Annotated in this window: 23 protein-coding genes; 10 read left to right on the top strand and 13 right to left on the bottom strand. The window is 68.4% G+C overall.

Features of this window, described 5'->3' with window-relative positions:
• Positions 1-5: 5 nt before the first annotated feature.
• Complete coding sequence (locus tag ACUTAF_RS12085) at positions 6-431, top strand: hypothetical protein (protein WP_445580186.1); 426 nt, start codon at positions 6-8, stop codon at positions 429-431.
• Between the two features lie 120 nt (positions 432-551).
• On the opposite strand, the gene ACUTAF_RS12090 is transcribed toward ACUTAF_RS12085, so the two are convergent.
• The 5 genes from ACUTAF_RS12090 to ACUTAF_RS12110 form a co-directional block, all read right to left on the bottom strand.
• Entirely contained in the window at positions 552-1,445 is an 894-nt protein-coding gene (locus ACUTAF_RS12090; RefSeq protein WP_445580187.1) for a prenyltransferase, read from the bottom strand.
• A 158-nt stretch (positions 1,446-1,603) separates the two neighbouring features.
• On the bottom strand, positions 1,604-4,753 hold the full coding sequence (locus ACUTAF_RS12095) for an efflux RND transporter permease subunit (protein WP_445580188.1): 3,150 nt from the start codon (positions 4,751-4,753) through the stop codon (positions 1,604-1,606).
• The gene (locus ACUTAF_RS12100) at positions 4,750-6,258 is read right to left on the bottom strand and encodes an efflux RND transporter periplasmic adaptor subunit (protein ID WP_445580189.1); all 1,509 of its coding nucleotides are present in this window, start codon (positions 6,256-6,258) and stop codon (positions 4,750-4,752) included. The genes ACUTAF_RS12095 and ACUTAF_RS12100 overlap by 4 nt, the downstream gene beginning before the upstream one ends.
• Positions 6,255-7,514, bottom strand: coding sequence for a TolC family protein (locus tag ACUTAF_RS12105; RefSeq protein ID WP_445580190.1), 1,260 nt, complete (start codon positions 7,512-7,514; stop codon positions 6,255-6,257). Before ACUTAF_RS12105 ends, ACUTAF_RS12100 begins: the two co-directional genes overlap by 4 nt.
• A 90-nt stretch (positions 7,515-7,604) precedes the next feature.
• Positions 7,605-7,934 carry a hypothetical protein gene (locus ACUTAF_RS12110; RefSeq protein ID WP_445580191.1) on the bottom strand — a complete coding sequence of 110 codons (330 nt, stop codon included), beginning with the start codon at positions 7,932-7,934 and terminating at the stop codon, positions 7,605-7,607.
• A gap of 198 nt (positions 7,935-8,132) precedes the next feature.
• Here ACUTAF_RS12110 and ACUTAF_RS12115 point away from each other — a divergent pair, with 198 nt between their 5' ends.
• The 3 genes from ACUTAF_RS12115 to ACUTAF_RS12125 are packed head-to-tail and all read left to right on the top strand — an operon-like array spanning position 8,133 to position 13,026.
• Entirely contained in the window at positions 8,133-8,789 is a 657-nt protein-coding gene (locus ACUTAF_RS12115; RefSeq protein ID WP_445580192.1) for a TetR/AcrR family transcriptional regulator, read from the top strand.
• 6 nt (positions 8,790-8,795) lie between these two features.
• Entirely contained in the window at positions 8,796-9,878 is a 1,083-nt protein-coding gene (locus ACUTAF_RS12120; RefSeq protein ID WP_445580193.1) for an efflux RND transporter periplasmic adaptor subunit, read from the top strand.
• 1 nt (position 9,879) lies between these two features.
• Positions 9,880-13,026, top strand: a complete 3,147-nt coding sequence (locus ACUTAF_RS12125) for an efflux RND transporter permease subunit (protein ID WP_445580194.1) — start codon at positions 9,880-9,882, stop codon at positions 13,024-13,026.
• Between the two features lie 217 nt (positions 13,027-13,243).
• Here the strand turns inward: ACUTAF_RS12125 and ccoM are convergent, their stop codons facing one another.
• The 4 genes from ccoM to ACUTAF_RS12145 all read right to left on the bottom strand — a co-directional run bounded on the left by ccoM (position 13,244) and on the right by ACUTAF_RS12145 (position 14,688).
• On the bottom strand, positions 13,244-13,360 hold the full coding sequence (gene ccoM, locus ACUTAF_RS12130; RefSeq protein WP_445580195.1) for a cytochrome c oxidase subunit CcoM: 117 nt from the start codon (positions 13,358-13,360) through the stop codon (positions 13,244-13,246).
• Between the two features lie 240 nt (positions 13,361-13,600).
• Entirely contained in the window at positions 13,601-13,762 is a 162-nt protein-coding gene (locus tag ACUTAF_RS12135) for a hypothetical protein (protein ID WP_445580196.1), read from the bottom strand.
• Entirely contained in the window at positions 13,759-14,358 is a 600-nt protein-coding gene (locus ACUTAF_RS12140; protein ID WP_445580197.1) for an alpha-ketoglutarate-dependent dioxygenase AlkB family protein, read from the bottom strand. Before ACUTAF_RS12140 ends, ACUTAF_RS12135 begins: the two co-directional genes overlap by 4 nt.
• A gap of 36 nt (positions 14,359-14,394) precedes the next feature.
• Positions 14,395-14,688 carry an aspartate-semialdehyde dehydrogenase gene (locus ACUTAF_RS12145; protein WP_445580198.1) on the bottom strand — a complete coding sequence of 98 codons (294 nt, stop codon included), beginning with the start codon at positions 14,686-14,688 and terminating at the stop codon, positions 14,395-14,397.
• Positions 14,689-14,850: 162 nt separating this feature from the next.
• Between ACUTAF_RS12145 and rapA the strand changes: the two genes are divergently transcribed.
• The gene (gene rapA, locus ACUTAF_RS12150) at positions 14,851-17,694 is read left to right on the top strand and encodes an RNA polymerase-associated protein RapA (RefSeq protein WP_445580199.1); all 2,844 of its coding nucleotides are present in this window, start codon (positions 14,851-14,853) and stop codon (positions 17,692-17,694) included.
• A 126-nt stretch (positions 17,695-17,820) separates the two neighbouring features.
• Here rapA and ACUTAF_RS12155 read toward each other — a convergent pair whose 3' ends face one another.
• Positions 17,821-19,056, bottom strand: a complete 1,236-nt coding sequence (locus ACUTAF_RS12155) for an RNA polymerase sigma factor (RefSeq protein WP_445580200.1) — start codon at positions 19,054-19,056, stop codon at positions 17,821-17,823.
• Positions 19,057-19,220: 164 nt separating this feature from the next.
• Between ACUTAF_RS12155 and ACUTAF_RS12160 the strand changes: the two genes are divergently transcribed.
• The 4 genes from ACUTAF_RS12160 (at position 19,221) to cmoB (ending at position 22,286) form a co-directional block, all read left to right on the top strand.
• Positions 19,221-19,931 (top strand): lysoplasmalogenase, encoded by a 711-nt coding sequence (locus tag ACUTAF_RS12160; RefSeq protein WP_445580201.1) that lies wholly within the window; start codon positions 19,221-19,223, stop codon positions 19,929-19,931.
• Between the two features lie 5 nt (positions 19,932-19,936).
• Complete coding sequence (locus ACUTAF_RS12165; protein ID WP_445580202.1) at positions 19,937-20,509, top strand: hypothetical protein; 573 nt, start codon at positions 19,937-19,939, stop codon at positions 20,507-20,509.
• A 68-nt stretch (positions 20,510-20,577) separates the two neighbouring features.
• Positions 20,578-21,321 (top strand): carboxy-S-adenosyl-L-methionine synthase CmoA, encoded by a 744-nt coding sequence (gene cmoA / locus ACUTAF_RS12170; protein WP_445580203.1) that lies wholly within the window; start codon positions 20,578-20,580, stop codon positions 21,319-21,321.
• The gene (cmoB, locus tag ACUTAF_RS12175) at positions 21,318-22,286 is read left to right on the top strand and encodes a tRNA 5-methoxyuridine(34)/uridine 5-oxyacetic acid(34) synthase CmoB (RefSeq protein ID WP_445580204.1); all 969 of its coding nucleotides are present in this window, start codon (positions 21,318-21,320) and stop codon (positions 22,284-22,286) included. Before cmoA ends, cmoB begins: the two co-directional genes overlap by 4 nt.
• 33 nt (positions 22,287-22,319) lie before the next feature.
• On the opposite strand, the gene ACUTAF_RS12180 is transcribed toward cmoB, so the two are convergent.
• Positions 22,320-22,583 carry a hypothetical protein gene (locus ACUTAF_RS12180; protein ID WP_445580205.1) on the bottom strand — a complete coding sequence of 88 codons (264 nt, stop codon included), beginning with the start codon at positions 22,581-22,583 and terminating at the stop codon, positions 22,320-22,322.
• Positions 22,584-22,701: 118 nt separating this feature from the next.
• Between ACUTAF_RS12180 and ACUTAF_RS12185 the strand changes: the two genes are divergently transcribed.
• A complete protein-coding gene (locus ACUTAF_RS12185) occupies positions 22,702-23,586 on the top strand; it encodes a LysR substrate-binding domain-containing protein (RefSeq protein WP_445580206.1) in 885 nt (294 codons plus the stop codon).
• 112 nt (positions 23,587-23,698) lie between these two features.
• Here ACUTAF_RS12185 and pdxJ read toward each other — a convergent pair whose 3' ends face one another.
• Together pdxJ and recO are read right to left on the bottom strand one after the other, a co-directional pair.
• Positions 23,699-24,445 carry a pyridoxine 5'-phosphate synthase gene (pdxJ, locus tag ACUTAF_RS12190; protein ID WP_445580207.1) on the bottom strand — a complete coding sequence of 249 codons (747 nt, stop codon included), beginning with the start codon at positions 24,443-24,445 and terminating at the stop codon, positions 23,699-23,701.
• Positions 24,438-25,127 carry a DNA repair protein RecO gene (recO, locus tag ACUTAF_RS12195; RefSeq protein ID WP_445580208.1) on the bottom strand — a complete coding sequence of 230 codons (690 nt, stop codon included), beginning with the start codon at positions 25,125-25,127 and terminating at the stop codon, positions 24,438-24,440. The genes pdxJ and recO overlap by 8 nt, the downstream gene beginning before the upstream one ends.
• Between the last annotated feature and the right edge of the window lie 48 nt (positions 25,128-25,175).

Consider the following 25,175-nt stretch of genomic DNA (forward strand, 5'->3'; position numbering starts at 1 on the left):
TCACCATGAACACCACTTCACACAACGCACTGACCGCTCTGGCTCTGGCCGGCGCCCTGCTCAGCGCCCCCGCCTTCGCCGAGCAGGCCCATCATCCGGAGCAGCTGGCGCAGAACCAGCAAGGCATGCCCATGGGACAAGGCATGGGCCAGGGCATGATGATGAACTGGTCGCAGATGCAGGACATGATGCGGCAGATGCACGGCACCACCGACCCTCAGCAGCGGCAGAAGATCCGCAGCGAACACCGCCAGGCCATGCGTTCGCAGATGGGCATGATGAACCAGCGCATGCAGCAGAGCCAATGCCCGATGGCCAAGGATGCGCCCATGCAGCAGCAGTGCCTGAAGGACATGCACCAGAACATGCAGGACATGCTGCAGATGATGGAGCAGATGCTGGAAAGCCAGTCCGTGCCGAACGGCCAGTGAATCGGGCGGCGGCCGGAGCCGCGCCGTGCGCACCAGGAGCCCGCGGCTCACCCTGGTGCGCATGGCGCCCTACTCGATGCCTGCACCTGATGCAGCGCGATGGCGAGCGCCTTGGCAGCGTCAGTCGCCGAGCCACAGCCCCAGGGCAAGCAGCGCCAGGGTAGCCAGCAGACTGGCCACATTGACCGCCAGCACCCGGGCCAGTCGCTCGCGCCGGTCGAGTACCCGCGGCAGGCGCCAGCAGACCCAGAGCGCGGCCGGCAGCGCCAGCCAGGCCAGGGCGCCGGCCTTCGGCAGCAGCCCCAGCCAGAGCGCGCCGCCCAGCAGCAGGTAGGCGCCTAGCAGCAACAGCGCCACGAGCCACGATGCCCTCTGCACGCCCAGCACTATCGGCAGATGGCGACGGCCGACCCGACGGTCGGCACCGACATCCGGAATCTGGTTGATCAGCAGCAGCTCGCTGACCAGCAGCATCACCACCAGGGCGACCACGGCCGTGGCCACATCGGGGCGCCCGCCGAGGGCCAGCTGGGTGCCCAGGATCATGATCGGCCCGAAGCCCAGACCGGGCGCCAGCAGGCACAGCCAGGGCCAACGGGTGATCCAGCGGGTATAGCCGACTACCAGCGACAGCCCGGCCACGCCGAGCAGGGCCATCGGCCAGCCGCGCAACCAGAGGAAGTACAGGCCAATCAGCAGCACCGCCGCCATCGCGGCCAGGGCCGCGTCCAGCACCAGCGGCGCCGCCCCGGGGTTGTCCGGCAGCGCGCCACTGCCACCGGAGAACGGGGTGCGCTCGGTGAGCAGATCCAGCCCGGAACGGAAATCCTGGTATTCGTTGAGCAGATTGACCGCCGCGTGAGCCAGCACGGCGCCCAGCACCACCAGTAGCAACTGGCCGCCCTGCACGCTCGGCAACGACCGCTCGCTCAGGACCAAGCCCAGGGCCACGCACAGCAGCGCGAGCAGGAGGAAGTTGGGGCGAGCGGCCCGCAGTAGCGTCACACCTGACATCGGCTTTTCCCAAAGGTAGGTAGGCGAACGGGTGAACGCCTCGTGGCAGAAACAGTCACCGCGCCGATTGATGCCGGTGATTCGTGCAATACGCCTGCGCCGAGCAGGCTCGGGGACAATCATGCACCAGGGCGTGGAAATGGAGTTCAACGAGGCGATCATCCGCCAGCAGCGTTGGCCCGGCGCTGCAACTCGCGCAGGCGCAGCAGCTGATAGGCGGCCGGCAGCACCAGCAACGACAGTAACGGCGCGCTGAGCATGCCGCCGACCATGGGCGCGGCGATACGGCTCATGATCTCGCTGCCGCTGCCACTGCCCAGCAGGATCGGCAACAGGCCGGCGACGATGGTCGCCACCGTCATCGCCTTGGGCCGCACCCGCTGCACCGCACCCTCGCGGATCGCCTCCAGCAACGCCGCCGGCGTGCCCTGCCCGGCCGCCTGGCGCTCGGCCCAGGCGTTGCGCAGGTACAGGAGCATGATCACGCCGAACTCCGCCGCCACCCCGGCCAGGGCGATAAAGCCCACGCCGGTGGCCACCGACAGGTTGTAGTCCAGCCAGTAGAGGAACCAGACGCCGCCGGTCAGGGCGAACGGCAGGGTGGCCATGATCAGCAACGCCTCGTCCAGGCGCGAGAAGCACAGGTAGAGCAGCACGAAGATGATCAGCAGGGTCGCCGGCACCACCAGCTTGAGCCGCGCATTGGCCCGCTCGAGAAATTCGAACTGGCCGGAGAAGCTCAGGCTCATGCCCGGCTGCAGGCGCACCTGTTCGGCGATGGCCAAGCGCAGGTCGGCTACCACCGAGGCCATGTCGCGGCCGCGGGTGTCGATATAGACCCAGCCGGAGGGCCGCGCATTCTCGCTCCTGAGCATCGGCGGGCCGTCGCTGACGGCGATGCGCGCCACGCTGCCGAGGGTGATCTGGCTGCCCATCGTGGTGTAGATCGGCAACTCGCGCAAACGGCTAAGCGAATCGCGCCACTCGCGCGGGTAGCGCAGGTTGATGGGAAAGCGCGCCAGGCCCTCCACGGTTTCACCGACGTTCATCCCGCCGATGGCGCCGGCCACCAGCGCCTGCACCTCGGCGATATTCAGGCCATGGCGGGCGGCGGCCACCCGGTCGATGTCGACGTCGATATAGCGCCCGCCGGTCAGGCGCTCGGCCAGCGCCGAGGCGACCCCGGGCACGGTGCGCGCCACCCGCTCCACCGCCTGGGTCACCGCATCGATCTGCGCCAGGTCGCTGCCGGCCACCTTGACCCCGATCGGGCTCTTGATGCCGGTGGCGAGCATGTCGATACGGTTGCGGATTGGCGGGATCCACAGGTTGGCCAGGCCCGGCACCTGCACCGCTCGGTCCAGCTCCTCCACCAGCTTTTCCGCGGTCATGCCGGGGCGCCACTGCTCGCGCGGCTTGAACTGGATGGTGGTCTCGAACATCTCCAGCGGCGCCGGGTCGGTGGCGCTTTCGGCGCGCCCGGCCTTGCCGAATACCCGCGCCACCTCGGGCACCGTTTTGATCATGCGGTTGCTCTGCTGCAGCAGCTGCGCGGCCTTCTGCGCGGACAAGCCCGGCAATGCGGTGGGCATATACAGCAGATCGCCCTCGTCCAGCGGCGGCAGGAACTCGCCGCCCAGCTGGCTGGCCGGCCACAACGAGCTGAGAAATACCAGCAGGGCCAGCACCAGGGTCGCCTTGGGGAAGCGCAGCACCCATTCCAGCACCGGCTGATAAACACGGATCAGCCCGCGGTTAAGCGGATTGCGCTGCTCGTCGGGGATGCGCCCGCGAATCCAGTAACCCATCAGCACCGGCACCAGGGTCACCGACAGCCCGGCGGCGGCTGCCATGGCGTAGGTCTTGGTAAAGGCCAGGGGGCCGAACAGGCGGCCTTCCTGGGCCTGCAGGGTGAACACCGGGATAAACGACAGGGTGATGATCATCAGGCTGAAGAACAGCGCCGGGCCCACCTCCAGCGCCGCCTGGCCGATCACCTGCCAGTGCCGCTCGCCCTTGAGTACCTCGCCCGGGTGCTCGGCATGCCAGTGTTCGAGCTTCTTGTGGGCGTTCTCGATCATCACCAGGGCCGCGTCGACCATGGCGCCGATGGCGATGGCGATGCCGCCGAGGGACATGATGTTGGCGTTGATGCCCTGCTGCTGCATGACGACGAAGGCGATCAGCACCCCCAGCGGCAGCGAGACGATGGCCACCAGGGAGGAGCGCAGGTGCCAGAGAAAGGCCAGGCAGACCAGGGCTACCACGACGAATTCCTCCACCAGCTTCTCGCCCAGGTTGCGCACCGCGCGGTCGATCAGCTGGCTGCGGTCGTAGGTGGTGACGATCTCCACGCCCTCGGGCAGGCTGGCCTGCAGCTCGTCGAGCTTGGCCTTGACCGCGGCGATGGTGCTGCGCGCGTTCGCGCCGCTGCGCAGGATCACCACGCCGCCGACCACCTCACCTTCGCCATCCAGCTCGGCGATGCCGCGGCGCATCTCCGGGCCGAGCTGGATATGCGCCACCTCGCCCAGGGTCACCGGCACGCCGCCGGCATCCAGGCGCAGGGGAATGGCGCGGAAGTCCGCGAGGCTCTGCAGGTAGCCGGAGGCGCGCACCATATATTCGGCCTCGGCCAGTTCCAGCACGCTGCCGCCGCTTTCCTGGTTGGCCTCGCCGATGGCCGCTGCCACCTGCTGCTGGGTGATGCCGCGGCTGGCCAGCTTGATCGGGTCGAGCAGCACCTGGTACTGCTTGACCATGCCGCCGATGGTCGCCACCTCGGCGACGTTGGCCAGGGCCTTGAGCTCGAAGTTGAGGAACCAGTCCTGCAGGGCGCGCAGCTGCGCCAGGTCGTGCTGGCCACTGCGGTCGACCAGGGCGTACTGGTAGATCCAGCCGACGCCGGTGGCATCCGGCCCCAGCGCCGGTTTGGCCCCGGCCGGCAGGCGCTCCTGGATCTGGCTGAGGTACTCCAGCACCCGCGAGCGCGCCCAGTACAGGTCGGTGCCGTCCTCGAACAGCACATAGACGAAGCTGTCGCCGAAGAAGGAGAAGCCGCGCACCGCGCTGGCCCCCGGCACCGAGAGCATGGCGCTGGCCAGCGGGTAGGTGACCTGGTTCTCGACGATCTGCGGCGCCTGGCCGACATAGGGCGTACGGATGATCACCTGGGTGTCGGACAGATCCGGCAGGGCATCGATGGCGCTGTTCTGCACCGCCCAGACGCCCCAGGCGGTGGCGAACAGGCTGGCCAGCAGCACCAGCAGGCGGTTGGCCAGGGACCAGCGAATCAGCGCGGCGATCATGGCTGCACCTCCTGGTGGCCGTGGTCGCCATGCTCGGCGGGTGCCAGCGGCTGAATCCGTTCGATCAGCAGGCCCTCATCGCTCTCGCGCACCGCCACGCGCACCCGCTGGCCGGGCTGCAGGCCCTGCAGCAGGGCGGCATCGGCCACCGGGAAGAACATGCTCATGCCCGGCATGCCCAGGGTCTTGAACGGACCATGGGTGAGCAGCAGACCATCGGCCTCGATCTCGTCGATCTGCCCCTCGGCCTCATGCAGGGCTGGCTGTAGCTTGACCTCGGCCGCCGGTTGCCCCTGTTCCTGGGCCAGCAGACCACGCAGGCTGGCTTCGGAATCCAGCAGGAACTGCCCGGACGCCACCACCTGCTGGCCCTCGCTCAGACCTTCGAGGACCTCGACCTGGTCGCCCTGCTCGCGGCCGATGCGGATTTCCAGCGGCCGGTAGCGGCCCTCGCCCTCGGCCAGCAGCACCAGGTTGCGCCGGCCGCTGCGGATCACCGCCTCGCTGGGCAGCAGCAGGGTCTCGCTGCCCTGGCTGTGCTGCAGGCGCACCCGCGCGCTCATGCCGGGGCGCAGGCGCCCCGCGGGGTTGTCCAGCACCACCCGCAGACGCAGGGTGCGGCTGTCCAGGTTGGCCTCGGGCAACAGCGCCTCGATACGGCCGCCGATGATCTCCCCCGGCAGGGCCGGCAGCAGCACCTCGACCGGCTGGCCGGGCTCAATCCCGCTGGCTTGCGCCTCGGGCAGCGCCACCTCCAGCCAGACCTGCTGCAGACCGTTGATCCGCGCCAGGGTCTGCCCGGCGCCCAGGGTCATGCCCTCGCGGACCTGCAACTCCTGCACCACCCCGGCGATCGGGCTGGGCACCGTCCACAGCCGCTGCACCTGGCCACTGCGCTCCAGGCGTGCGATCAGCGCCGCCGGCATGCCCACCAGCTGCAGACGCTGGCGCGCCGCGGCCAGCAGTTGCGGCTGGTCGAGATCGCGCAGGGCCAGGTATTCCTCCTGCGCCGCCAGCCATTCCGGCACCAGCAGATCGACCAGCGGCGCGCCGGCCGCCAGCCGATCTTCCGGCGCGAGCGGATAGACCCGTTCGACGAAGGCGGCGCTGCGCGTCTGCACCAGGGCCACCGCGCGCTGGTCGAAGCCCAGGCTGCCGACGGCGTCCAGCTCGCCCTGCAGCGGCCCGCGCACCACGCTAGCCAGGCGCATGCCGAGGTTCTGGGTCAGGCGCGGGTCGATCTGCATGGCCGTGCTCGGCGCGCTGCCGGCCTCGGTATCGGCATAGCGCGGCACCAGGTCCATATCCATGAATGGCGACTTGCCCGGCTGCTCGAAACGCTGCTGCGGGTACATGGGGTCGTACCAGTAGAGCACCGGGCGCTCACTGTCGGCGGCCGCGACGGCTGGCTGCTCATGGCCCTGGCGGCCAAACCAGTAGCCGCTGGCCGCGCCGACGGCGAGCAGGACGACGAGGCCCAGGGCTTTGATCGGTGACGAGCTCATAGGTCGTTCTCCTGATGGCCGGCGTAGGCGAAATGCAGGCGGGCAGCGACCAGCGCCCGCTGTTCGAGGAAGTCCAGGTGGCGCAACTGCGCCTCCACCCGCTCGCGGCGGGCGGCGATCAGCTCGCCCAGCTCGCCGCGCCCGGCCTGGTAGTCGGCCAGGCTCAGGCGCACTCGCTGCTCGGCTAGCGGCAGCAACTGCTCGCGGCTGCGCTCCACGGCGCGCTGCAGGCGCCGATGCTCGGCCAGTTCCATGGCCAGCTGCGTGGCGTGCTCACGCAGCAAGGTCTCGCGCTCGGCCTCCAGGGCCAGCAGCTCGGCGCGTTGGGCGGCGATCCGCGGGTTTTGCCGGCTGCCGGCGAACACCGGCAGATCGATGCTCAGCTGCAGCGAGAGCATGTCGCCGAAGGCGCGGTCACGCTGCTGGTAGGCCAGCTCCCAGCTCCAGTCGGGGCGCTTGTCGGCTTCGGCCAGCTTGACCCGGGCCTCGGCCTCGCGGGTCTGCGGGACGAAGGCCTGCAGTTCGGGGTGCTGGGGCAAGGCATGGCGGTAGCGCGCCTCGTCCACCGGCCAGTCGGGCAAGGGGCCGCGCAGCGACTCGTCGGCCGCCGCGCCGACCCAGCGGCGCAGGACGGCGCGGGCCTGGCTGCGCTGCTGCTGCAGTTCATCCTCGCGTTCGGCCAGGGCCAGGGCCTCCTGGCGCGGCGCCAGGCTGTCGGCGCTCCGCCCGCGGCCGCCGGCCAGGCGCGCCTGCACCGCCCGCTCGAGCAGGCGGTTCTCGGCGTAGAAGTCCTGGAACAGCTGCAAACGCTGCTCCAGGGCCTGGGCGACTATCCAGGCCTGGGCGGCCTGCCGCTGCACCTGCAGGCGCTCGACCTGTTCCTGGGCCGCGGCCGAGTCGATGCCCGCCTGCGCCAGCTCGACCCGGGCGCTGCGCTTGGCGCGGTTGGGCACCTCCTGCATGACGCCGAGCATGCGCATGGTCATCGGCTCGGCATCCAGGCGCCAGCGGTCCTGCCCTTCGATGGGCAGGTTCTGCAGGCCCAGCAGCAGTTTCGGATCGGGCAGCTCGCCGGCGGGTAGCGCGGCCTGGCGCGCCGCCTCCAGTTCGGCGGCGCGCGCCATCAGGTTGGGCGCTTCACGCCCGGCAAGGGCCAGGGCCTGCTCCAGGGTCAGGGCCTGGCTCGGCATGCTGGCTAGGCTGGCCAGCACGACGCCGGCCAGCAGCGGGCCGAGGCGCGAATAGACAATGGACATCGAATGATTCCTGTCGAAAACCAGCGTCCCGCGGGACGCGCAGCAACCGCCAGTGCAGCGGCATGGCGGACATCGAGGTTGGCGAGGGAATCAGGCGCGGGGCGGACGCCAGGGCGCGAGGGAGGGTCGTGACAGGGGTTCGGCGAGGGCATGCCAGGCAAGCCGCGAGGGGACGAGCAGCCCATCGAGCCGTGGCGGTTGGCTACCGATCAGCGAGACCCCGGCGCTGGAGCACTGCGACATCTCCGGGCACGCCTGATCGCCAGCGGACATCGCCTCGTCGTCGCAGCAGTCGTCCGGTTGGCCGGTGCCCTGGCTCATCGGGCAGGGATCGCCCTGCGGCAGGAGGCCCGCCAGGGACTGCAGGGGCAGCACCAGCGTCAGCAGCAATACCAGATAGAGGCGGGCCATGGCGTTCATGCCAGGCAGTCTAGTGCGGCGCCAGGTCGGCGGCAATTGACCGGAGTCAAGCCGCCTGGCGCTTCTTCGCGCGTTCCATCGCCTTTGCCAGAGCTTGCCGGGCAAGGCCTGCGCCACGCCCGGTTACAACTCGCCGATTGCCCGACGTGACCGACAGTCATAGCATGACCAGCGGTCACGACTCTTCGCGGAAACTTCATGCGCTACCAGGATCGACTCTTCCAGCAACGCGAGAACGCCCTGCTGGAAGCCGCCCGCCAGCTGTTCCAGGAGCAATCCTGGGATCGTGTCACCATCGCCGAGGTGGCCCGTCAGGCCGGCATCGGCAAGGGCACGGTGTACAAGCACTTTCCCAGCAAGGAGGCGCTCTACGCGCGCCTGGTGCTCGATCGCCTGCGCCAGCACCTGGTCGAACTGCGCGAGCTGAGCCAGGCAGTCCCGCCGGCACAGGCCATGCGCCGGGTGATCCGCCGCGCCTTCGAGCAACTGCTGGCCGACCCGCTGCAGGCCCAGCTGTGCCTGCTGTGCGATCGCCCGGCCTTTCAGGAGCGCCTGGAAGCGCCCTACCGCGAGCAGTTTCTCGAACTGGAAGGCCAGTACCTGGCGCTGTTCAACCAATTGCTGCAGTGCAGCTTCGCCGATCTGCAACTGTCGCAGGCCGACTGCCTGCACCTGTTGTGGGGCGTCGAGGCCTGCCTCAACGGGGTGAAGGCACGCATCGCCTCCGGCGGTTTCGACCACTGGGCCGAGCCCATTGAACTGGACGCCTATCTTGACCGCGTCACCGACTTCATCATCGCCGGCCTGAGCGGCCAGGCCGCGGCGCTGCAGGCAGCGCCGACACTCAGCGAGTAACCCGCCATGTTCGCCCGACTCCGCAAGCGCCCCTGGATCATCGCCATCGTCATCGCTCTGCTACTGCTGCTCTGGCTGCTTAGCGGCGAGCGTTTCGCCGCCCGCGAGCAGGTCGAGCCCGATCAGCAGGCCGTCGCCTCCGACCTGGCGCGAGTGGAGGTGCAATGGCTGCAGGCCGAACCGATGCAGCGCCAGCACGTGGTGCAGGGGCAGATCGAGGCCTGGCGCCGGGTCGAGCTGCGCGCCCAGGTCAGCGCCAGCGTGCAGCGCCTGGATCAGGACAAGGGCAACCGCGTCGCCGCCGAACAGTTGCTGCTGAGCCTGTCGGCCGACGACCGCCCGGCCCAGGTGGCGCGCAGCGAGGCCGACGTGCGCCAGCGCGAGAGCGATGTGAGCGCGGCCAGGCGCCTGCGCGAACGCAACCTGATCTCGGCCAACGAGCTGATGCGCCTGGAGAGCGAACTGGCCAAGGCCCGCGCCGAGCTCGACAGCGCCCGCCTTCAACTGCGCAACACGCGGATCGTCGCACCGTTCGCCGGCATCTACGACCAGCGCCTGGTCGAGCTGGGCGATTTCGTCCAGCCGGGACAGAGCCTGCTGACGCTGGTGGATATCGACCGCCTCAAGGTGACCGCGCAGGTCGCCCAGCAGCAGGTCACCCAGCTGGAATTGGGCCAGGCGGTGAAGGTCGAGCTGCTCGACGGCCGCACACTGGAAGGTGAGCTGCATTTCATCGCCGCGGCCGCCGACCCCGGCTCGCGCAGCTTCCGCATCGAGGTCAAGGTGGACAACCCGGACGGCCTGCGCCTGGCCGGCGCCAGCGCCACCCTGCATATCCACACCGGCGAGGCCATGGCCCATCGCCTCTCTCCTGCCCTGCTCAGCCTGGATGAAAGTGGCCGCCACGGGGTCAAGTGGGTCAACCAGGCGCAGCGCGTGGAATTCACCCCGGTCGAGCTGATCAGCGTCGACAAGCAGGGCGCCTGGGTCAGCGGCCTGCCGCCGAAGGTGGCGCTGATCACCCTCGGCCAGGGCTTCGTCGAGCCGGGCCAGCAGGTGCGCACGCAACTCGCCGCCGAGGGCAGTTGAGATGCACGCACTGATCGCCGCGGCGCTGGACCGCAGCCGCACCAGCCTGATGATCCTCGCCTTCCTGATTCTTGGCGGGCTGGCCGCTTACGTTGCCATTCCCAAGGAATCCAACCCGGACGTGGCGATTCCGATCATTTACGTCTCGGTGAGCCTGGAGGGCATCAGCCCGGAAGACGCCGAGCGCCTGCTGGTACGCCCACTGGAGCAGGAGCTGCGCAGCCTGGAAGGGGTCAAGGAGATGCGCTCGATGGCCAGCGAGGGCCACGCCTCGGTGACCCTGGAGTTCGACGCCGGCTTCGACGCCAAGGTGGCCCTGGCCGACGTACGCGAGAAGGTCGACACCGCGCGCAGCAAGCTGCCCGAGGAGGCCGACGAGCCGACGGTCAACGAGGTCAACGTGGCGCTGTTCCCGGTGCTGTCGATCGGCCTGTCCGGGCCGATCGCCGAGACCGAGCTGGTGTACGTCGCCCGGCGCCTGAAGGAGAACATCGAGGGCATCGCCGAGGTGCTGACGGTGGAGATCGGCGGCGACCGCGAGGACCTGCTGGAGATCGTCGTCGACCCGCAGGTGCTCGACAGCTACGGCATCGACTACAACGAGCTGTTCAACCTGGTCAGCCGCAACAACCGCCTGGTCGCCGCCGGCAGCCTGGACACCGGCGCCGGGCGCATGAGCATGAAGGTACCCGGCGTCATCGAGAATCTCGAGGACGTCATGAGCATGCCGATCAAGGTGGTCGGCGACGCCGTGGTCACCTTCGCCGACGTCGCCAGCATCCGCCGCACCTTCAAGGACCCCACCGGTTTCGCCCGCATCAACGGCCAGCCGGCCATCGTCCTGGAAGTGTCCAAGCGCAGCGGCGCCAACATCATCGACACCATCGAGCAGGTCAAGGCGCTGCTGGAGCGAGCCAAGCCCCTGCTGCCGCCCGGCGTGCAGGTCAGCTACATCATGGACCAGTCGCAGGAAGTCAAGGGCATGCTCGGCGACCTGCTCAACAACGTGCTGACCGCCATCGTCCTGGTGCTGATCCTGGTGGTGGCGAGCATGGGCATGCGTTCGGCGCTGCTGGTCGGCCTGACCATTCCCGGCGCCTTCCTCAGCGGCATCCTGCTGATCTGGATGCTCGGCTTCACCCTCAATATCGTCGTGCTGTTCAGCCTGATCCTGGTCGCCGGCATGCTGGTCGATGGCGCCATCGTCGTCTCCGAGCTGGCCGACCGCTACCTGCACCAGGGCCAGAGCCCGCGCCAGGCCTGGGCCAATGCCGCCACGCGGATGGCCTGGCCGGTGATCGCCTCCACCGCCACCACATTGGTGGTGTTCCTGCCGCTGCTGTTCTGGCCCGGGGTGGTCGGCCAGTTCATGAAGTACCTGCCGGCCACCGTGATCCTCTGCCTGCTGGCCTCGCTGGCCATGGCCCTGGTGTTCCTGCCGGTGCTCGGCGCCGTGACCGGCGGCGCGGCCAGGCCGCAGGCGCAGCACCCCAGCCGCGCCGGCAGCGCCTACCGCCGCCTGCTGGAGAAGCTGCTCAGGCGTCCGGGCCTGACCCTGCTCGGCATGCTCGCGCTGATCGCGCTGATCTACGTCGGCTACGGCCGCTTCAACCATGGCGTGGAATTCTTCCCCGAGGTCGAGCCGGAAAGCGCGCAGATCTGGCTGCGCGCCCGCGGCGACCTGTCGGTACTGGAGAAGGACGCCCTGCTCAAGCAGGTGGAACGCCAGGTGCTGGGCATGCGCGAGGTCAAGGCACTGTACGCGCGCTCCCTGGCCCAGCCGGACGGCCAGCTCGGCGCCGACGTGATCGGCACCCTGCAGTTCCAGTTCGTCGACTGGCACCAGCGCCGCCCGGCCAGGGACATCCTCGCCGAGATGAGCCGGCGCACCGCCGGCATCCCCGGCGTGCTGCTGGAGTTCCGCAAGCAGGAACAGGGCCCCACCGACGGCAAGCCGGTCAAGCTGCAGATCAGCGCCATGGACCCGGCGTTGGGCGAGCAGTGGGTCGAGCGCATTCGTGGGGAAATGCACAGGCTCGGCGGCTTCGCCAATATCGAGGATGACCGCGCCCTGCCCGGCATCGAATGGCGGATCGAGGTCGACCGCGAGGCCGCGGCGCGCTTCGGCGCCGACGTGCTCAGCGTCGGCAACGCCGTGCAGATGATCACCAACGGCCTGAAGCTGGCCACCTACCGCCCCGAGGACGCCACCGACGAGGTGGATATCCGCGTGCGCCTGCCCGGCACCTGGCGCTCGCTCGACCAGCTCGGCCGCCTGACCCTGAGCACACCGACCGGCCAGGTGCCGCTGAGTAACTTCGTCGACCTGCAGCCCGCGCCCAAGGTCGGCACCCTGCGCCGGGTAGACGGCGAGCGCACCATCACCCTGCAGGCCGACCTGGCCGAGGGCGCACGCCTGGACGAGCGGCTCAAGGCGCTGCGCGAGGCGCTCGGCGAGGTACCGGCCGAGGTCAAGGTGCAGTTCGCCGGCGAGGACGCCGACCAGCGCGAGGCCGCCAGCTTCCTGATGACCGCCTTCGTCGTCGCCATCTTCCTCATGGCGATCATCCTGGTCACCCAGTTCAACAGCCTGTACCAGGCGGCGCTGGTATTGTCGGCCATAGTCCTGTCCACCGCCGGTGTGCTGATGGGCCTGCTGATCAATGGCCAGTCGTTCGGCATCGTCATGGTCGGCATGGGCCTGATCGCCCTGGCCGGCATCGTGGTCAACAACAACATCATCCTGATCGACACCTACAATCAGTTGCGTCGCCAGGGCCTTCAGCCGCACCAGGCGGCGCTGGAGACCGGCAGCCTGCGCCTGCGCCCGGTGCTGCTCACCGCGGTGACCACCATCCTCGGCCTGATGCCCATGGTGCTCGGCGTCAACGTCGACCTGCTCAGTCCGAGCCTGGGCTTCGGCGCGCCCTCGACCCAGTGGTGGACCCAGCTGTCCAGCGCCATCGCCGGTGGCCTGGCCTTCGCCACCGTACTGACCCTACTGCTGACGCCCTGCCTGCTGGTGCTCGGCGCCCGCTTCGAACGCCGCCCGCCGCCACTGGAAACCTACGACACCGACCTGCTCGACCTGCCAGAGCACCTGATCGCGGCCAGGCCCGACCCAGGCCGGCTGCAACACAGCGATTGAGCCTCGCCGGCCACCGGAGCAAAGATGGAGAAGCGCCGTAGTCGCCAGGGCCAAGACATCAGGCCCGACTAGCGGCGCAATGGAGCGGCGGCAGGGGCTGCCTGTTAACCAGCGGGCCGTCCCCTGCGGATGCGCCGCGCATCGGACATTGCCCCAGACAAAAAAAGGGCGACCGAAGTCGCCCGAATTGCCTTGCGTGCCCTGTAAACCGGAAAGATCAGCTCGACTTGCGCTTGTGCGAATCCTTCCAGATGAAATATCCCACCCCACCGAAGAAGGCGACCATCAGAAGAACCGTGCCGACCCCGGCGAGTACCACTGTATCGACGAACATGGCTGCCTCCTCTTGTGCCTGCCTGTCTGGAATGGCTTCAAGTTAACAGCGACGGCAGGATAAAAATTGATCTGGGTCAATCCTCGCCAGAAGCTGCTCAGGCGCTGGTGGGAATACTGATCCAGGTCAAGAAATCGGGGGGCTACGCGGGGCGGGGGCGTCGGAGGGACGGCGGGCGCTCGCCGCTGACGAGCGGGAGAGGTGCCGCGGGCGGAATGCGTCGGCGTGGACGAGCGGGGATCAGCGCTTCTTCGGTTTGCTCTTGGACTTCTTCCTGGCCTTGCCCAACGGCAGCACCTGCTCGAAGACCTGGCGCATCTCGTCGAGACGCTTGTCGTTGAGATCATGGATGCGTTTGCCACGTTCGGCGGCGAAGTCGATCAGCTTGTCGTCGTTGCTCATAGCGGAAACCGGATCAGGCGGAAGGTCAGGTTCAGGCGTGGCGCGCAGGCTTTGCGCGTCTTCGCCACTTGGTGTTGCCAATGATGCTGGGTCGGCCCGCGCATGACCAGTAGCGAGGCGTGTTCCAGCTCCAGGGAATGTTCGATACGGCTGCCGCCGATCCGGCGCAGGTCGAAACGCCGCGTGCCGCCCAGGTTGAGCGAGGCGATCAGCGGGTTGCGCCCCAGTTCCGCTTCGGCGTCGCTGTGCCAGCCCATGGAATCCTGGCCGTCTCTGTAATAGTTGAGCAGCACCGCGTTGAGCGGCTGGCCGACCGCGGCCACCACGCGCTGGCGAATCTCGCCGAGCAAGGGCGTCCAGGGCAGCGGCTGGTGGGTCTGTCCGGAATAGCGGTAGCGCGCCTCGGGCTCGCCGTACCAGGCGGTCAGGCGCGGCACCCGGTGATGACGGCCATGGATGAACAGCTCCGGCTGCTGCCAGGGCGTATCAATCACCAGCGCGGCCAGCCAGGCATCGGCAACGGCGGCATCGACCCAGCCCGGCTGGTAGTCCAGCTCGGCATCGGTGAGTGCGGGCAAGGGATCGGCAAACAGCATTCGACGGCTCGAACAAGGCCATGGGCGGCCAGTGTCTCAGACTTCCACATCCACCCACAGTCCCTGGCGCGGCAGATCGCCCAGCGCCTGCTCGACTTCCTCGGGCTCGGCCTCGGCCAGCTGTTCAGGGGTGTAGCCACGGCGCTGACGTCGGCGCTGCTCCTCGCGCAGAAGCTCCTCGGTTTCCTGCGGGTGACGCTTGTCCAGGCTCACCGCGCTCTCCTTGGCGGCCTCCGCAACGGGCGTCACCGGCGGAACGTCGGGCTTGGGCTTGATCACGTCCTGCGCAGCGGTGACCGGCGCCAGGCTGTGGGGGATCGGCGGTAGCATCTGCTTGCACCTCCTTTGGTCAGGCTGTCGGCCGCGCGCAGCGCGACTTGAGAGCCGCCTCGCTACACTTTCGACAACGTCCGACACAATCGCCTCCTGGCCACTTTGGCACAGCCGGCGCATCCGTTACCATAGCCGGCTTTTTCACGCGGGGAGACAGGCATGGCGCAGTATCAACCGGGGCAACGCTGGATCAGTGACAGCGAGGCGGAATTGGGTCTGGGAACCATCCTCGCCGAGGATGGCCGCCTGCTCACCGTGCTCTACCCGGCCACCGGCGAGACGCGCCAGTACGCCACCCGCAACGCGCCCTTGACCCGCGTGCGCTTTGCCCCGGGCGACGAGATCACCCATTTCGAGGGCTGGAAGCTCACCGTGCAGGAGGTCGAGGACATCGACGGCCTGCTGGTCTACCACGGCCTCAATGGCCAGCACCAGGGCGTCACCCTGCCGGAGACGCAGCTGTCCAACTTCATCCAGTTCCGTCTGGCCAGCGACCGCCTGTTCGCCGGGCAGATCGATCCGCTGTCCTGGTTCGCCCTGCGCTACCACAGCCTGGAACACAACAGCCGTCTGCTGCAGTCGTCGCTGTGGGGCCTGGGCGGCGCCCGCGCGCAACCCATCGCCCACCAGCTGCACATCGCCCGCAGCGTGGCCGACCGCATCGCCCCGCGCGTGCTGCTGGCCGACGAAGTGGGCCTGGGCAAGACCATCGAGGCAGGCCTGGTGATCCACCGCCAGCTGCTGTCCGGGCGTGCCGGCCGCGTGCTGATCCTGGTGCCGGAGAACCTCCAGCACCAGTGGCTGGTGGAGATGCGCCGGCGCTTCAACCTCGACGTCGCGCTGTTCGACGCCGAGCGTTTCATGGAAAGCGACGCCAGCAACCCCTTCGAGGATTGCCAGCTGGCGCTCGTCGCCCTGGAGTGGCTGAAGGACGACGAGAAGGCCCAGGATGCGCTGTTCGCCGCCGGCTGGGATCTCTTGGTGGTCGACGAGGCCCATCACCTGGTCTGGCACCCGGAGCAGGCCAGCGCCGAGTACGCCCTGGTGGAACAGCTGGCGGGCGTCATCCCCGGCGTGCTGCTGCTCACCGCCACTCCCGAGCAGCTCGGCCAGGACAGTCACTTCGCCCGCCTGCGCCTGCTCGACCCCAACCGTTTCCATGACCTGGAAGCCTTCCGCGCCGAAAGCAGCCAGTACCGCCCGGTGGCCGAGGCGGTGCAGGAGCTGCTCGACCACGGCCAGCTCAGCGCCAAGGCGCGCGATGCCATCGGCGGTTTCCTCGGCGACGAGGGCCGCGAACTGCTGGACGCGATCGACGGCGGCGACGAAGAGGCCCGGGCGCGCCTGGTGCGCGAACTGCTGGATCGCCATGGCACCGGCCGCCTGCTGTTCCGCAACACCCGCGCCGCGGTGCAGGGCTTTCCCGAGCGCGAGCTGCACCCCTACCCGCTCCCCAGCCCGGATGAATACCTGGAACTGCCGCTGGGCGAGCACGCCGAGCTGTACCCGGAAGTCAGCTACCAGGCGCAGGAAGAGATCGACGACGAGCAACGCTGGTGGCGCATCGACCCGCGCGTCGAATGGCTGATCGACACCCTGAAGATGCTCAAGAAGTACAAGGTGCTGGTGATCTGCGCCCACGCCGAGACTGCGCTGGATCTGGAGGACGCCCTGCGCGTGCGCTCCGGCATCCCGGCCACCGTCTTCCATGAAGGAATGAGCATCCTCGAGCGCGACCGCGCGGCGGCCTATTTCGCCGACGAGGAATTCGGCGCCCAGGTGCTGATCTGCTCGGAGATCGGCTCCGAGGGCCGCAACTTCCAGTTCGCCCATCATCTGGTGCTGTTCGACCTGCCGGCCCACCCCGACCTGCTCGAACAGCGCATCGGCCGCCTCGACCGCATCGGCCAGAAGCACCGCATCCAGCTGCACGTGCCGTACCTGGAGAACAGCCCGCAGGAACGTCTGTTCCAGTGGTATCACCAGGCGCTCAATGCCTTCCTCGCCACCTGCCCCACCGGCAACGCCCTGCAGCACCAGTTCGGCCCGCGCCTGCTGCCGCTGCTGGAAAGCGGCGACGACGGCCAGTGGCAGCAGTTGATCGACGAGGCCACCGCCGAGCGCATCCGCCTCGAAGGCGAGCTGCACAGCGGCCGCGACCGCCTGCTGGAGCTGAACTCCGGCGGCGCCGGTGAAGGCGAGGCGCTGGTGGAAGCCATTCTCGAACAGGACGACCAGTTCAGCCTGCCGATCTACATGGAAGAGCTGTTCAATGCCTTCGGCATCGACAGCGAGGACCATTCCGACAACGCCCTGATCCTGCGCCCCAGCGAGAAGATGCTGGACGCCAGCTTCCCGCTCGGCGACGACGAGGCGGTCACCGTGACCTACGACCGCGATCAGGCGCTGGCCCGCGAGGACATGCAGTTCCTCACCTGGGAGCACCCCATGGTGCAGGGCGGCATGGACCTGGTGCTGTCCGGCTCGATGGGCAACACCGCGGTGGCGCTGATCAAGAACAAGGCGCTCAAGCCCGGCACCGTGCTGCTGGAGCTGCTCTACGTCAGCGAAGTGGTCGGCCCGCGCAAGCTGCAGTTGGGGCGTTTCCTGCCGCCGGCAGCGCTGCGCTGCCTGTTCGACGCCAATGGCAACGACCTGGCGCCCAAGGTCGGTTTCGAGACCCTCAACGACCAGCTGGAAAGCGTGCCGCGCGCCAGTGCCAACAAGTTCGTGCAGGCCCAGCGTGACGTGCTGGCCAGGCAGATCAACGACGCCGAAGCCAAGGTCATGCCGCGTCATGTCGAGCGCGTGGCCGAGGCCAAGCGCCGCCTGATCGCCGAGCTGGACGAGGAACTGGCGCGCCTGGTTGCCCTGCGCGCGGTCAACCCGAGCGTGCGCGACAGCGAGATCGAGGCCCTGCGCGAGCAGCGCGAACAGAGCCTGGCGATGTTCGACAAGGCCGCCCTGCGCCTGGAAGCGATTCGCGTATTGGTCGCGGGCTAAGCATGCCCGCTCTGTAGGGTGCGCCCTGCGCACCGACCGTTGGCATCGAAGAATTTGGTGCACACGGCCGCAGCGCCCGATCCAACTCGTATGTGGTGCGCACGGCCTGGGCGGCCCCGCGACACCCTACGGGTCACCTAACTCCTGCAGCCTGCTCTGCAGAAACTGCCGATCCGGCCCCTGCTGCGCCAGCGCCAGGGCCTGGTGATAGGCTGCGCTCGCCTGTTCGCGGCGGCCCAGCCGGCGCAGCAGGTCGGCGCGCGCCGCATGGACCAGGTGATAGCCCTGCAGTTCGCCGGCGGCCAGCAAGGCGTCGACCTGCGCCAGCCCGGCCTCGGGCCCGTCGCGCATGGCCAGCGCTACCGCGCGATTGAGTTCGATCACCGGCGAAGGCGTCAGGCGCAGCAGTTCGTCGTACAGGCCGACGATCTGCACCCAGTCGGTCGCCTCCAGGTTCGGCGCCTCGGCATGCACCGCGGCGATCGCCGCCTGCAGGCTGTAGGGCCCGAAACGCCGTGAATGCAGGGCCTGCAGCACCAGCGCCTCGCCCTCGGCGATCAGCTGGCGATCCCACAGGCCGCGGTCCTGCGCCTCGAGCAGGATCACCTCGCCCTGCGCGCCGCTGCGTGCGACACGCCGCGACTCGTGCAGCAGCATCAGCGCCAGCAGTCCCTGCACCTCCGGCTCGGGCAGCAGCTCCAGCAACAGCCGGCCCAGTCGAATCGCCTCGCCGGACAGCTGGCTGCGGGTCAGCGAGTCGCCGGAGCTGGCGAAATAGCCTTCGTTGAATACCAGGTAGACCACTCGCAGCACCGCCTCCAGGAGCTCCGGCAGCTCGCTGCGCCCCGGCACCTCGTAGGGAATGCGCGCGTCACGGATCTTCGTTTTGGCGCGGACGATGCGCTGCGCCAGGGTCGAAGGGCTGGAGAGAAAGGCGCGGGCGATCTCCTCGGTGGTCAGGTCGCACACCTCGCGAAGGGTCAGGGCGACCTGGGCGTCGCTGGCCAGCGCCGGGTGGCAGCAGGTGAAGATCAGCCTCAGGCGGTCATCCTCGAGCAGTTCGCCGTCCTCCGGTGGCGCCTCGTCGGGAAGCTCGGCCCGATCGTCGAGCGACTGGAAGCGGCGCTGACGACGCAGGTTGTCGATAGCCTTGAAACGACCGGTCGACACCAGCCAGGCGCGCGGGTTGGCCGGCACTCCGCCTTCTTTCCACTGCTCCACCGCCACGCGAAAGGCCTCGTGCAGCGCCTCCTCCGCCAGATCGAAGTCGCCGAGCAGGCGGATCAGGGTCGCCAGCACGCGACGAGACTCCTCGCGGTAGAGGCGCTCGATCAGCGCGCCGATTTCGCTGGGTGTATCCATTGCAACGGCCTCCATGGCGACGATGGGTCTCAACAATGCCCGCTAACCGGGCAATGGTCGAGAGGCGGCGCGATCGGCCACAGCACCTGGCACGTTGCGCCGTTGGCAGTGCCAGGCCGGCCAGGCATAGTGCCGGCCATTCGACGAACGAATGGAGCCTGACTATGCGCTGGTTGTTTCTCGGCTTGGCGGGAGCCGCGATCTTTCTCTACGGCCGCATCAGCGGCGATGCCCAGCTGAGCCTGCTGACCAAGGGCATCCCGGTGATCGCCCTGCTGCTCTGGCTGCGCCAGGCGCCGGCCGGCACCTACCGGCGCTGGATCGGCATCGGCCTGCTGTGCTCGCTGGCCGGCGACATCCTGCTGGACTGGCCGGGCGACCTGTTCCTCTTCGGCCTCGGCGCCTTCCTCCTCGGTCACCTGGCCTACCTGCGCGCCTACCTCTCCGATACCCGCCGCCCGGCGCTGCCCGCCCTGCTGCTGGCGCTCGGCGCCGGCGGCACGATGTTCGCCGTGCTGGCCGCCAGCGGCCTGGGGCCGATGCTGATCCCGGTGGCCTGCTACGCCCTGGTCATCAGCCTGATGCTCTGGCGTGCCCTGGCCCGCCTCGGCAACGCCGAGCTGCAGCCGCGCTCGACCTGGCTGGCCGCCGGCGGCGCCGCCCTGTTCGTGTTGTCCGACAGCCTGATCGGCATCGATCGTTTCGTCAGCTCGTTCGCCGCCGCACCCTACGCCATCATCCTCAGCTACTGGGCCGGCCAGTGGGGCATCACCGCCTCAACCTTCGATCGACGCACCCGAACCGTTACTCCGATGCAACGGCAGAGCGGCGATAAATCGACTATAGGAGTTACAGGGCAGTCCACTTCAGGGTGAGCGAAATGGCAGTTTTCGGGCGGGCGGTCGGGCTGATTCTGCTGGCGACCGGGTTGGCGGGCTGCGGCAGCCTGCTGCCCAGCGAACGTGCCGAGTCGCTGTCACCCTTCGGCGACTTTCTGGACGCCGAGATGCGCTATGCCCAGGCCGTACCGGGCGTGACCGACCGCTCCGAGCTGTTCTCCCTGGGCTTCGATCCGCTGGCCCACGGCAATGGCAAGATGCTCTCGTTCATCGACGTGCGGCTGATGTTCGTCCAGCCCAACGTGCCCATCAGCTACCTGCCGGACGGTCTGGTCAAGTGCCTGGAGGCGAAGGATCGCTGCGTCGGCTACGCGTTCGAGTTCGCCAAGACCGATACCCAGCGAGTCGGCAGCTTCTGGGCCGACATCTTCAATTTCCGCAAGAACCGCGAACTGCAGGGTTGGGTGTTCCGCGCGGTGTTCGTGCTGGTCGACGACAAGCTGGTGCACAAGGTCAGCAACGGCGAACCGAACATCCGCCGCCTGGAGGTCAAGCGCAACCCGCTCGGCCCGCTGCAGGGCGCCGGCGAATTCTTTTCCGACCAGTTGAAGTAGCGGCTGTTCAGCCCAGCCGCGCTCTTGGCTAGAATGCCCGCCTTATTCCGCTGCCCGTTGCGACCGCCGTGAGCCAAGAATCCGATCGTCTATTCGCCCAGCCGCTGGCCGAGGTACCCGATTTCGTCTTCAACGAGGACGTGGCTCGGGTCTTCCCCGACATGATCAAGCGCTCGGTGCCCGGCTACCCCACCATAGTCGAGAACATCGGCGTGCTCGCCGGCCAGTTCGCCCAGCCGCACAGCGTGCTTTACGACCTCGGCGCCTCGCTCGGCGCGGTGACCCAGGCGCTGCGTCGCCATGTACGCAGCGAAGGCTGCCGGGTGATCGCCGTGGACAACTCCTGCGCCATGGTCGAACGCTGCCGCGAGTACCTGCATGCGCAGGACGCAATGTTCCAGGAGCTTTTGCCGGCCTGCGTGATCGAGGCCGATATCCTCGCCCTGGAACTGCAACCCGCCTCGCTGGTGACGCTCAATTTCACCCTGCAGTTCATCCCGCCGGAGCGCCGCCTGGAGCTGCTCACGCGCATCCGCCAGGTGTTGCTGCCAGGCGGCGCGCTGATCCTCTCGGAGAAGCTGCACTTCGAAGACGCCGCCGAGCACGAGCTGCTCACCGAACTGCACATGGCCTTCAAACGCGCCAACGGCTACAGCGAACTGGAGATCGCGCAGAAGCGCAGCGCCATCGAGAAGGTGATGCTGCCCGACAGCCTCGAGCAGCACCGCGAGCGCCTGCTGGCCGCCGGTTTCAGCAAGGTGGTGCCGTGGTTCCAGTGCCTGAACTTCGCCTCCCTGGTGGCGCTGCCATGATGCGCGATCTGGATCTTGACGCCCTGCAGGCGCAACTGGCCGGCAGCCCGCTGCAGGACTGGACGGCCGACCTGCCCGGTCAGCTCGACGCCAAGCTGGCCATCGGTCACGGCGACCTGGCGCGCTGGTACGGCGCGGTGCAGGCGCTGCCGGATCTACCGGTCAGCGACGTGGAACTGGCCCAGCGCTTCGCCTTCGACGGCCCCTGCGACGAGGCCAGCCGCGCGCAACTGAAGACCGCCCTGCAGGGACTGATCCCCTGGCGCAAGGGGCCGTTCGAGCTGTTCGGGGTGCATATCGACACCGAATGGCGCTCGGACTGGAAATGGCAGCGAGTCGCCCCGCATCTGGATCTGGCCGGCAAACGCATCCTCGACGTTGGCTGCGGCAACGGCTACTACATGTGGCGCATGCTCGGCGCGGGGGCCGACAGCGTGGTCGGCATCGACCCCAACTGGCTGTTCCTCTGCCAGTTCCTGGCGATCAAGCGCTACCTGCCGGAGCAACCGGTGTGGCACCTGCCGCTGGCCTTCGAGGAACTGCCGGCCAGGCTGCAGGGCTTCGACACGCTGTTCTCCATGGGCGTGCTGTACCACCGTCGCTCGCCCATCGACCATCTGTTCGATCTCAAGGAGGCACTGGTCAGCGGCGGCGAACTGGTGCTGGAAACCCTGGTGGTCGAAGGCGATGCCGAGCAGGTGCTGGTGCCCGAGGACCGCTACGCGCAGATGCGCAACGTCTGGTTCCTGCCCTCGGTGCCGGCGCTGGAGCGCTGGTTGCGCCGCGCGGGCTTCACGGAGGTGCGCTGCGTCGACGTCAGCACCACCTCGGTGGAAGAACAACGCGCCACCGAATGGATGCGCTTCCAGTCGCTGCCGGAATTTCTCGACCCGGCCGACCACAGCCGCACCATCGAAGGCCTGCCGGCGCCGACCCGCGCCGTACTGATCGCGCGCAAACCGTAGGGCTGCGCGCAGCAGGCCACGAAGGAGCAGGCGTCAGCCGCCGCGCAACCACCTGGCTCGCCGTTGCGCGATAAGGCGCAACGGCTCTGCCGCGCCCTGTTCCACCACCCCCTTGGCACTGCCCAGACGAATCCGCCCCTCGCTATCCTGCGCCAGCAGGCGGCGCATGCGCCGGCGCCACCACCAGGCGCCGATCCAATCGGCGATGGCATTCTGCAGATCCAGCGGCCACATGGCCGGCAGATAGAATTCGGGCATGGGTTGGCGCGGCTTGTCGCATTCGTACGACCTTCTCATGGCCTTTCCTCCTGTTGCTTGCCGGCTTTGTGCCGGGCTTGCGGCCAGGATGAATCGCGCCTATCGTTCAAACAAACGACAAATATCAAACAGCTTATTAAGAGATATTTAACGAACCATGAACGCGTCGGCTCCCGCTCCCCTGCCGCTTCTGGAAAGCGATGTGCTGCGTACCTTTGTCGCCATCGCCGACAGCGGCAGCTTCACTCGCACCGCTGCCCAGGTGTTTCGCAGCACGGCCGCTGTCAGCCTGCAGATCAAGCGCCTGGAGGAAATCCTCGGGCGCAGGCTGTTCGTGCGCGAGGCGCGGCGGGTGCGACTGACCGCCGAAGGCGAACTGCTGCTGGGCTATGCCAGGCGCCTGCTCAGGCTCAACGAGGAAGCGGTGGCGCAGTTCCTCATCCCGGCACTGAGCGGCAAGGTGCGCTTCGGCACGCCGAACGATATCGGCGACCGGGTCTTGCCGGGCGTGCTCACCCTGTTCGCCCGCAGCCATCCCGGCGTGGAGGTCGAGGTCAATGTCGGACGCAGCGTGGATCTGGTGGCCAAGCTGGATGCCGGCGAGCTCGATCTGACCCTGATCAATGCCGGCAATGACGGCCTGGACGATGCCAGGGGCGAGGTGATCTATTCCGAGGAGCTGGTCTGGGCCGGTCGCGACGGCGGCCTGGCCCTGCAGCGCTCACCGCTGCCATTGGCCCTGGCCAATCCCGGCTGCGCCTGGCGCCGCACCGCGCTCGATGCGCTGGATCGCCATGAAGTGGCCTACCGCGTCGCCTATTCCTGCGAACAATGCGCCGGCCAGGAGGCGGCGATGATCGCCGACCTGGCCATCGCGCCCTTCCCGCGCAGCCTGGTCAGGCCGCCGCTGCGCCGGCTCGGCATCGAGCAGGGACTGCCGCCGCTGGGCCAGTACCATATCAAGCTGATTCGCGGCCATCAGCGCAGCGATGCCATCGAGGCGCTCGCTACGCAGATGATCCAGGCGTTTGCGCAGAGCTGAAACATGCGAGGCGGGAGGCGCTTTCGCGACGATGGATGGCCGGCAAGTCGCGGCTGCACCTGCATTAGCGAAGGCGGATGCCCAAGCCGGCCCCCCTTTCCACGGCAGGCTGTTACCCGCGATTGGCCGCCGCGACGATCAGCGCCTTCATCTCCGCCACCGCCTGCTTGAAGCCGACGAACAGCGCATGAGCGACGATGGCGTGGCCGATGTTCAGCTCGTTGATCCCGGCGATCGCGGCCACCGCCTCGGCGTTGTGGTAGTGCAGGCCGTGACCGGCGTTGACGATCAGGTCATGCTGCAGGCCGCAGGCGACGCCGTCACGGATACGCGCCAACTCGCGGGCGGCCTCCTCGGGCGTGTGGGCATCGGCGTATCGCCCGGTGTGCAGCTCGATGGCCGGCGCACCGATACGCTTGGCCGCCTCGATCTGCCGCTCCTCGGCATCGATGAACAGCGACACCTCGCAGCCGGCGCGGGACAGCCGCTCGATCGCGGCAGCGATGCGCGCCTCCTGGCCTGCCACGTCCAGGCCGCCTTCGGTGGTCAGCTCCTGGCGGGTTTCCGGCACCAGGCAGACGTGCGCCGGACGGATCTGCTCGGCGAAACCGAGCATGAAGTCGGTCACCCCCATCTCGAAGTTCATCCGCGTCTGCAGCACTTCGGCCAGCACGCGCACGTCGCGGTCCTGGATATGCCGGCGATCTTCGCGCAGGTGCACGGTGATGCCGTCGGCGCCGGCCTCCTCGGCATCCAGCGCAGCCTTGACCGGATCGGGGTAGCGGGTGCCGCGGGCCTGGCGCAGGGTGGCGACGTGATCGATGTTCACGCCGAGCAGGATTCGATTGGCATCAGTCACGCTTGGGCTCCTTGAGCGTCATGAAGAGTTCGCGGCTGACCAGGGGCCTGCCGCCGAGATGAGGGGCCAACGCCTGGCGCATCAGGCGCTTGGCCGCGGCCAGGGCGCCGGGGGCGCTCCAATCGGCCTCGGCCATGGCCAGCAGGTCGCGACCATTGAACACGCCGGGCTGCAGTTGCGCCACCGGTACCAGGCCGGCGTCCAGCTGCCAGCGATACAGGCCGTCGGGCGCAACGGGCGCGCCCTGCTGGTCGCGATCCAGGGCGAAACCATAGCCCAACTCGTCCAGCAGGCGCCATTCAAAGGCACGCAGCAGCGGCTCCAGCGGCCGGCCGGCGGCCAGCGCCTGGAGCGTCAGGGCGTAGTGCTGGAGCATCATCGGGTGCGGATCTTCGGCCGGCAGCAGGCGGATCAGCAGTTCATTGAGGTAGAGCCCGGAGAACAGCGCCTCGCCGCTAAGCAGCAGCGGGATGCCGGCGCTTTCCAGGCGACCGACGGTCTTCAGCTCGCCGCGCCCGCGCAGTTCCAGTTCCAGCGGGGCGAACGGCCGGGCAATGCTGCCGGCCTTGCCGCGCGCGGCGCGCAGCACCGCGCGCAGGCGCCCCTGGGGAGTGAAGAAATCCACCAGGGCGCTGCTTTCCTTGTAGGGGCGGCTATGCAGAACGTAGGCGGCATCAGTCATGAACAAGTAACCGCCTGGAAGGGCTATGCCAGCGAGGGACGGTGCGCA

The organism is Pseudomonas sp. SP16.1, assembly GCF_052682975.1.

Excerpts from the sequence above, each read along its gene's own strand:
- ACUTAF_RS12085 (WP_445580186.1), top strand. The coding sequence starts at position 6 with ATGAACACCACTTCACACAACGCACTGACCGCTCTGGCTCTGGCCGGC.
- ACUTAF_RS12090 (WP_445580187.1), bottom strand. The coding sequence starts at position 1,445 with ATGTCAGGTGTGACGCTACTGCGGGCCGCTCGCCCCAACTTCCTCCTG.
- ACUTAF_RS12095 (WP_445580188.1), bottom strand. The coding sequence starts at position 4,753 with ATGATCGCCGCGCTGATTCGCTGGTCCCTGGCCAACCGCCTGCTGGTG.
- ACUTAF_RS12100 (WP_445580189.1), bottom strand. The coding sequence starts at position 6,258 with ATGAGCTCGTCACCGATCAAAGCCCTGGGCCTCGTCGTCCTGCTCGCC.
- ACUTAF_RS12105 (WP_445580190.1), bottom strand. The coding sequence starts at position 7,514 with ATGTCCATTGTCTATTCGCGCCTCGGCCCGCTGCTGGCCGGCGTCGTG.
- ACUTAF_RS12110 (WP_445580191.1), bottom strand. The coding sequence starts at position 7,934 with ATGAACGCCATGGCCCGCCTCTATCTGGTATTGCTGCTGACGCTGGTG.
- ACUTAF_RS12115 (WP_445580192.1), top strand. The coding sequence starts at position 8,133 with ATGCGCTACCAGGATCGACTCTTCCAGCAACGCGAGAACGCCCTGCTG.
- ACUTAF_RS12120 (WP_445580193.1), top strand. The coding sequence starts at position 8,796 with ATGTTCGCCCGACTCCGCAAGCGCCCCTGGATCATCGCCATCGTCATC.
- ACUTAF_RS12125 (WP_445580194.1), top strand. The coding sequence starts at position 9,880 with ATGCACGCACTGATCGCCGCGGCGCTGGACCGCAGCCGCACCAGCCTG.
- ccoM (WP_445580195.1), bottom strand. The coding sequence starts at position 13,360 with ATGTTCGTCGATACAGTGGTACTCGCCGGGGTCGGCACGGTTCTTCTG.
- ACUTAF_RS12135 (WP_445580196.1), bottom strand. The coding sequence starts at position 13,762 with ATGAGCAACGACGACAAGCTGATCGACTTCGCCGCCGAACGTGGCAAA.
- ACUTAF_RS12140 (WP_445580197.1), bottom strand. The coding sequence starts at position 14,358 with ATGCTGTTTGCCGATCCCTTGCCCGCACTCACCGATGCCGAGCTGGAC.
- ACUTAF_RS12145 (WP_445580198.1), bottom strand. The coding sequence starts at position 14,688 with ATGCTACCGCCGATCCCCCACAGCCTGGCGCCGGTCACCGCTGCGCAG.
- rapA (WP_445580199.1), top strand. The coding sequence starts at position 14,851 with ATGGCGCAGTATCAACCGGGGCAACGCTGGATCAGTGACAGCGAGGCG.
- ACUTAF_RS12155 (WP_445580200.1), bottom strand. The coding sequence starts at position 19,056 with ATGGATACACCCAGCGAAATCGGCGCGCTGATCGAGCGCCTCTACCGC.
- ACUTAF_RS12160 (WP_445580201.1), top strand. The coding sequence starts at position 19,221 with ATGCGCTGGTTGTTTCTCGGCTTGGCGGGAGCCGCGATCTTTCTCTAC.
- ACUTAF_RS12165 (WP_445580202.1), top strand. The coding sequence starts at position 19,937 with ATGGCAGTTTTCGGGCGGGCGGTCGGGCTGATTCTGCTGGCGACCGGG.
- cmoB (WP_445580204.1), top strand. The coding sequence starts at position 21,318 with ATGATGCGCGATCTGGATCTTGACGCCCTGCAGGCGCAACTGGCCGGC.
- ACUTAF_RS12180 (WP_445580205.1), bottom strand. The coding sequence starts at position 22,583 with ATGAGAAGGTCGTACGAATGCGACAAGCCGCGCCAACCCATGCCCGAA.
- ACUTAF_RS12185 (WP_445580206.1), top strand. The coding sequence starts at position 22,702 with ATGAACGCGTCGGCTCCCGCTCCCCTGCCGCTTCTGGAAAGCGATGTG.
- recO (WP_445580208.1), bottom strand. The coding sequence starts at position 25,127 with ATGACTGATGCCGCCTACGTTCTGCATAGCCGCCCCTACAAGGAAAGC.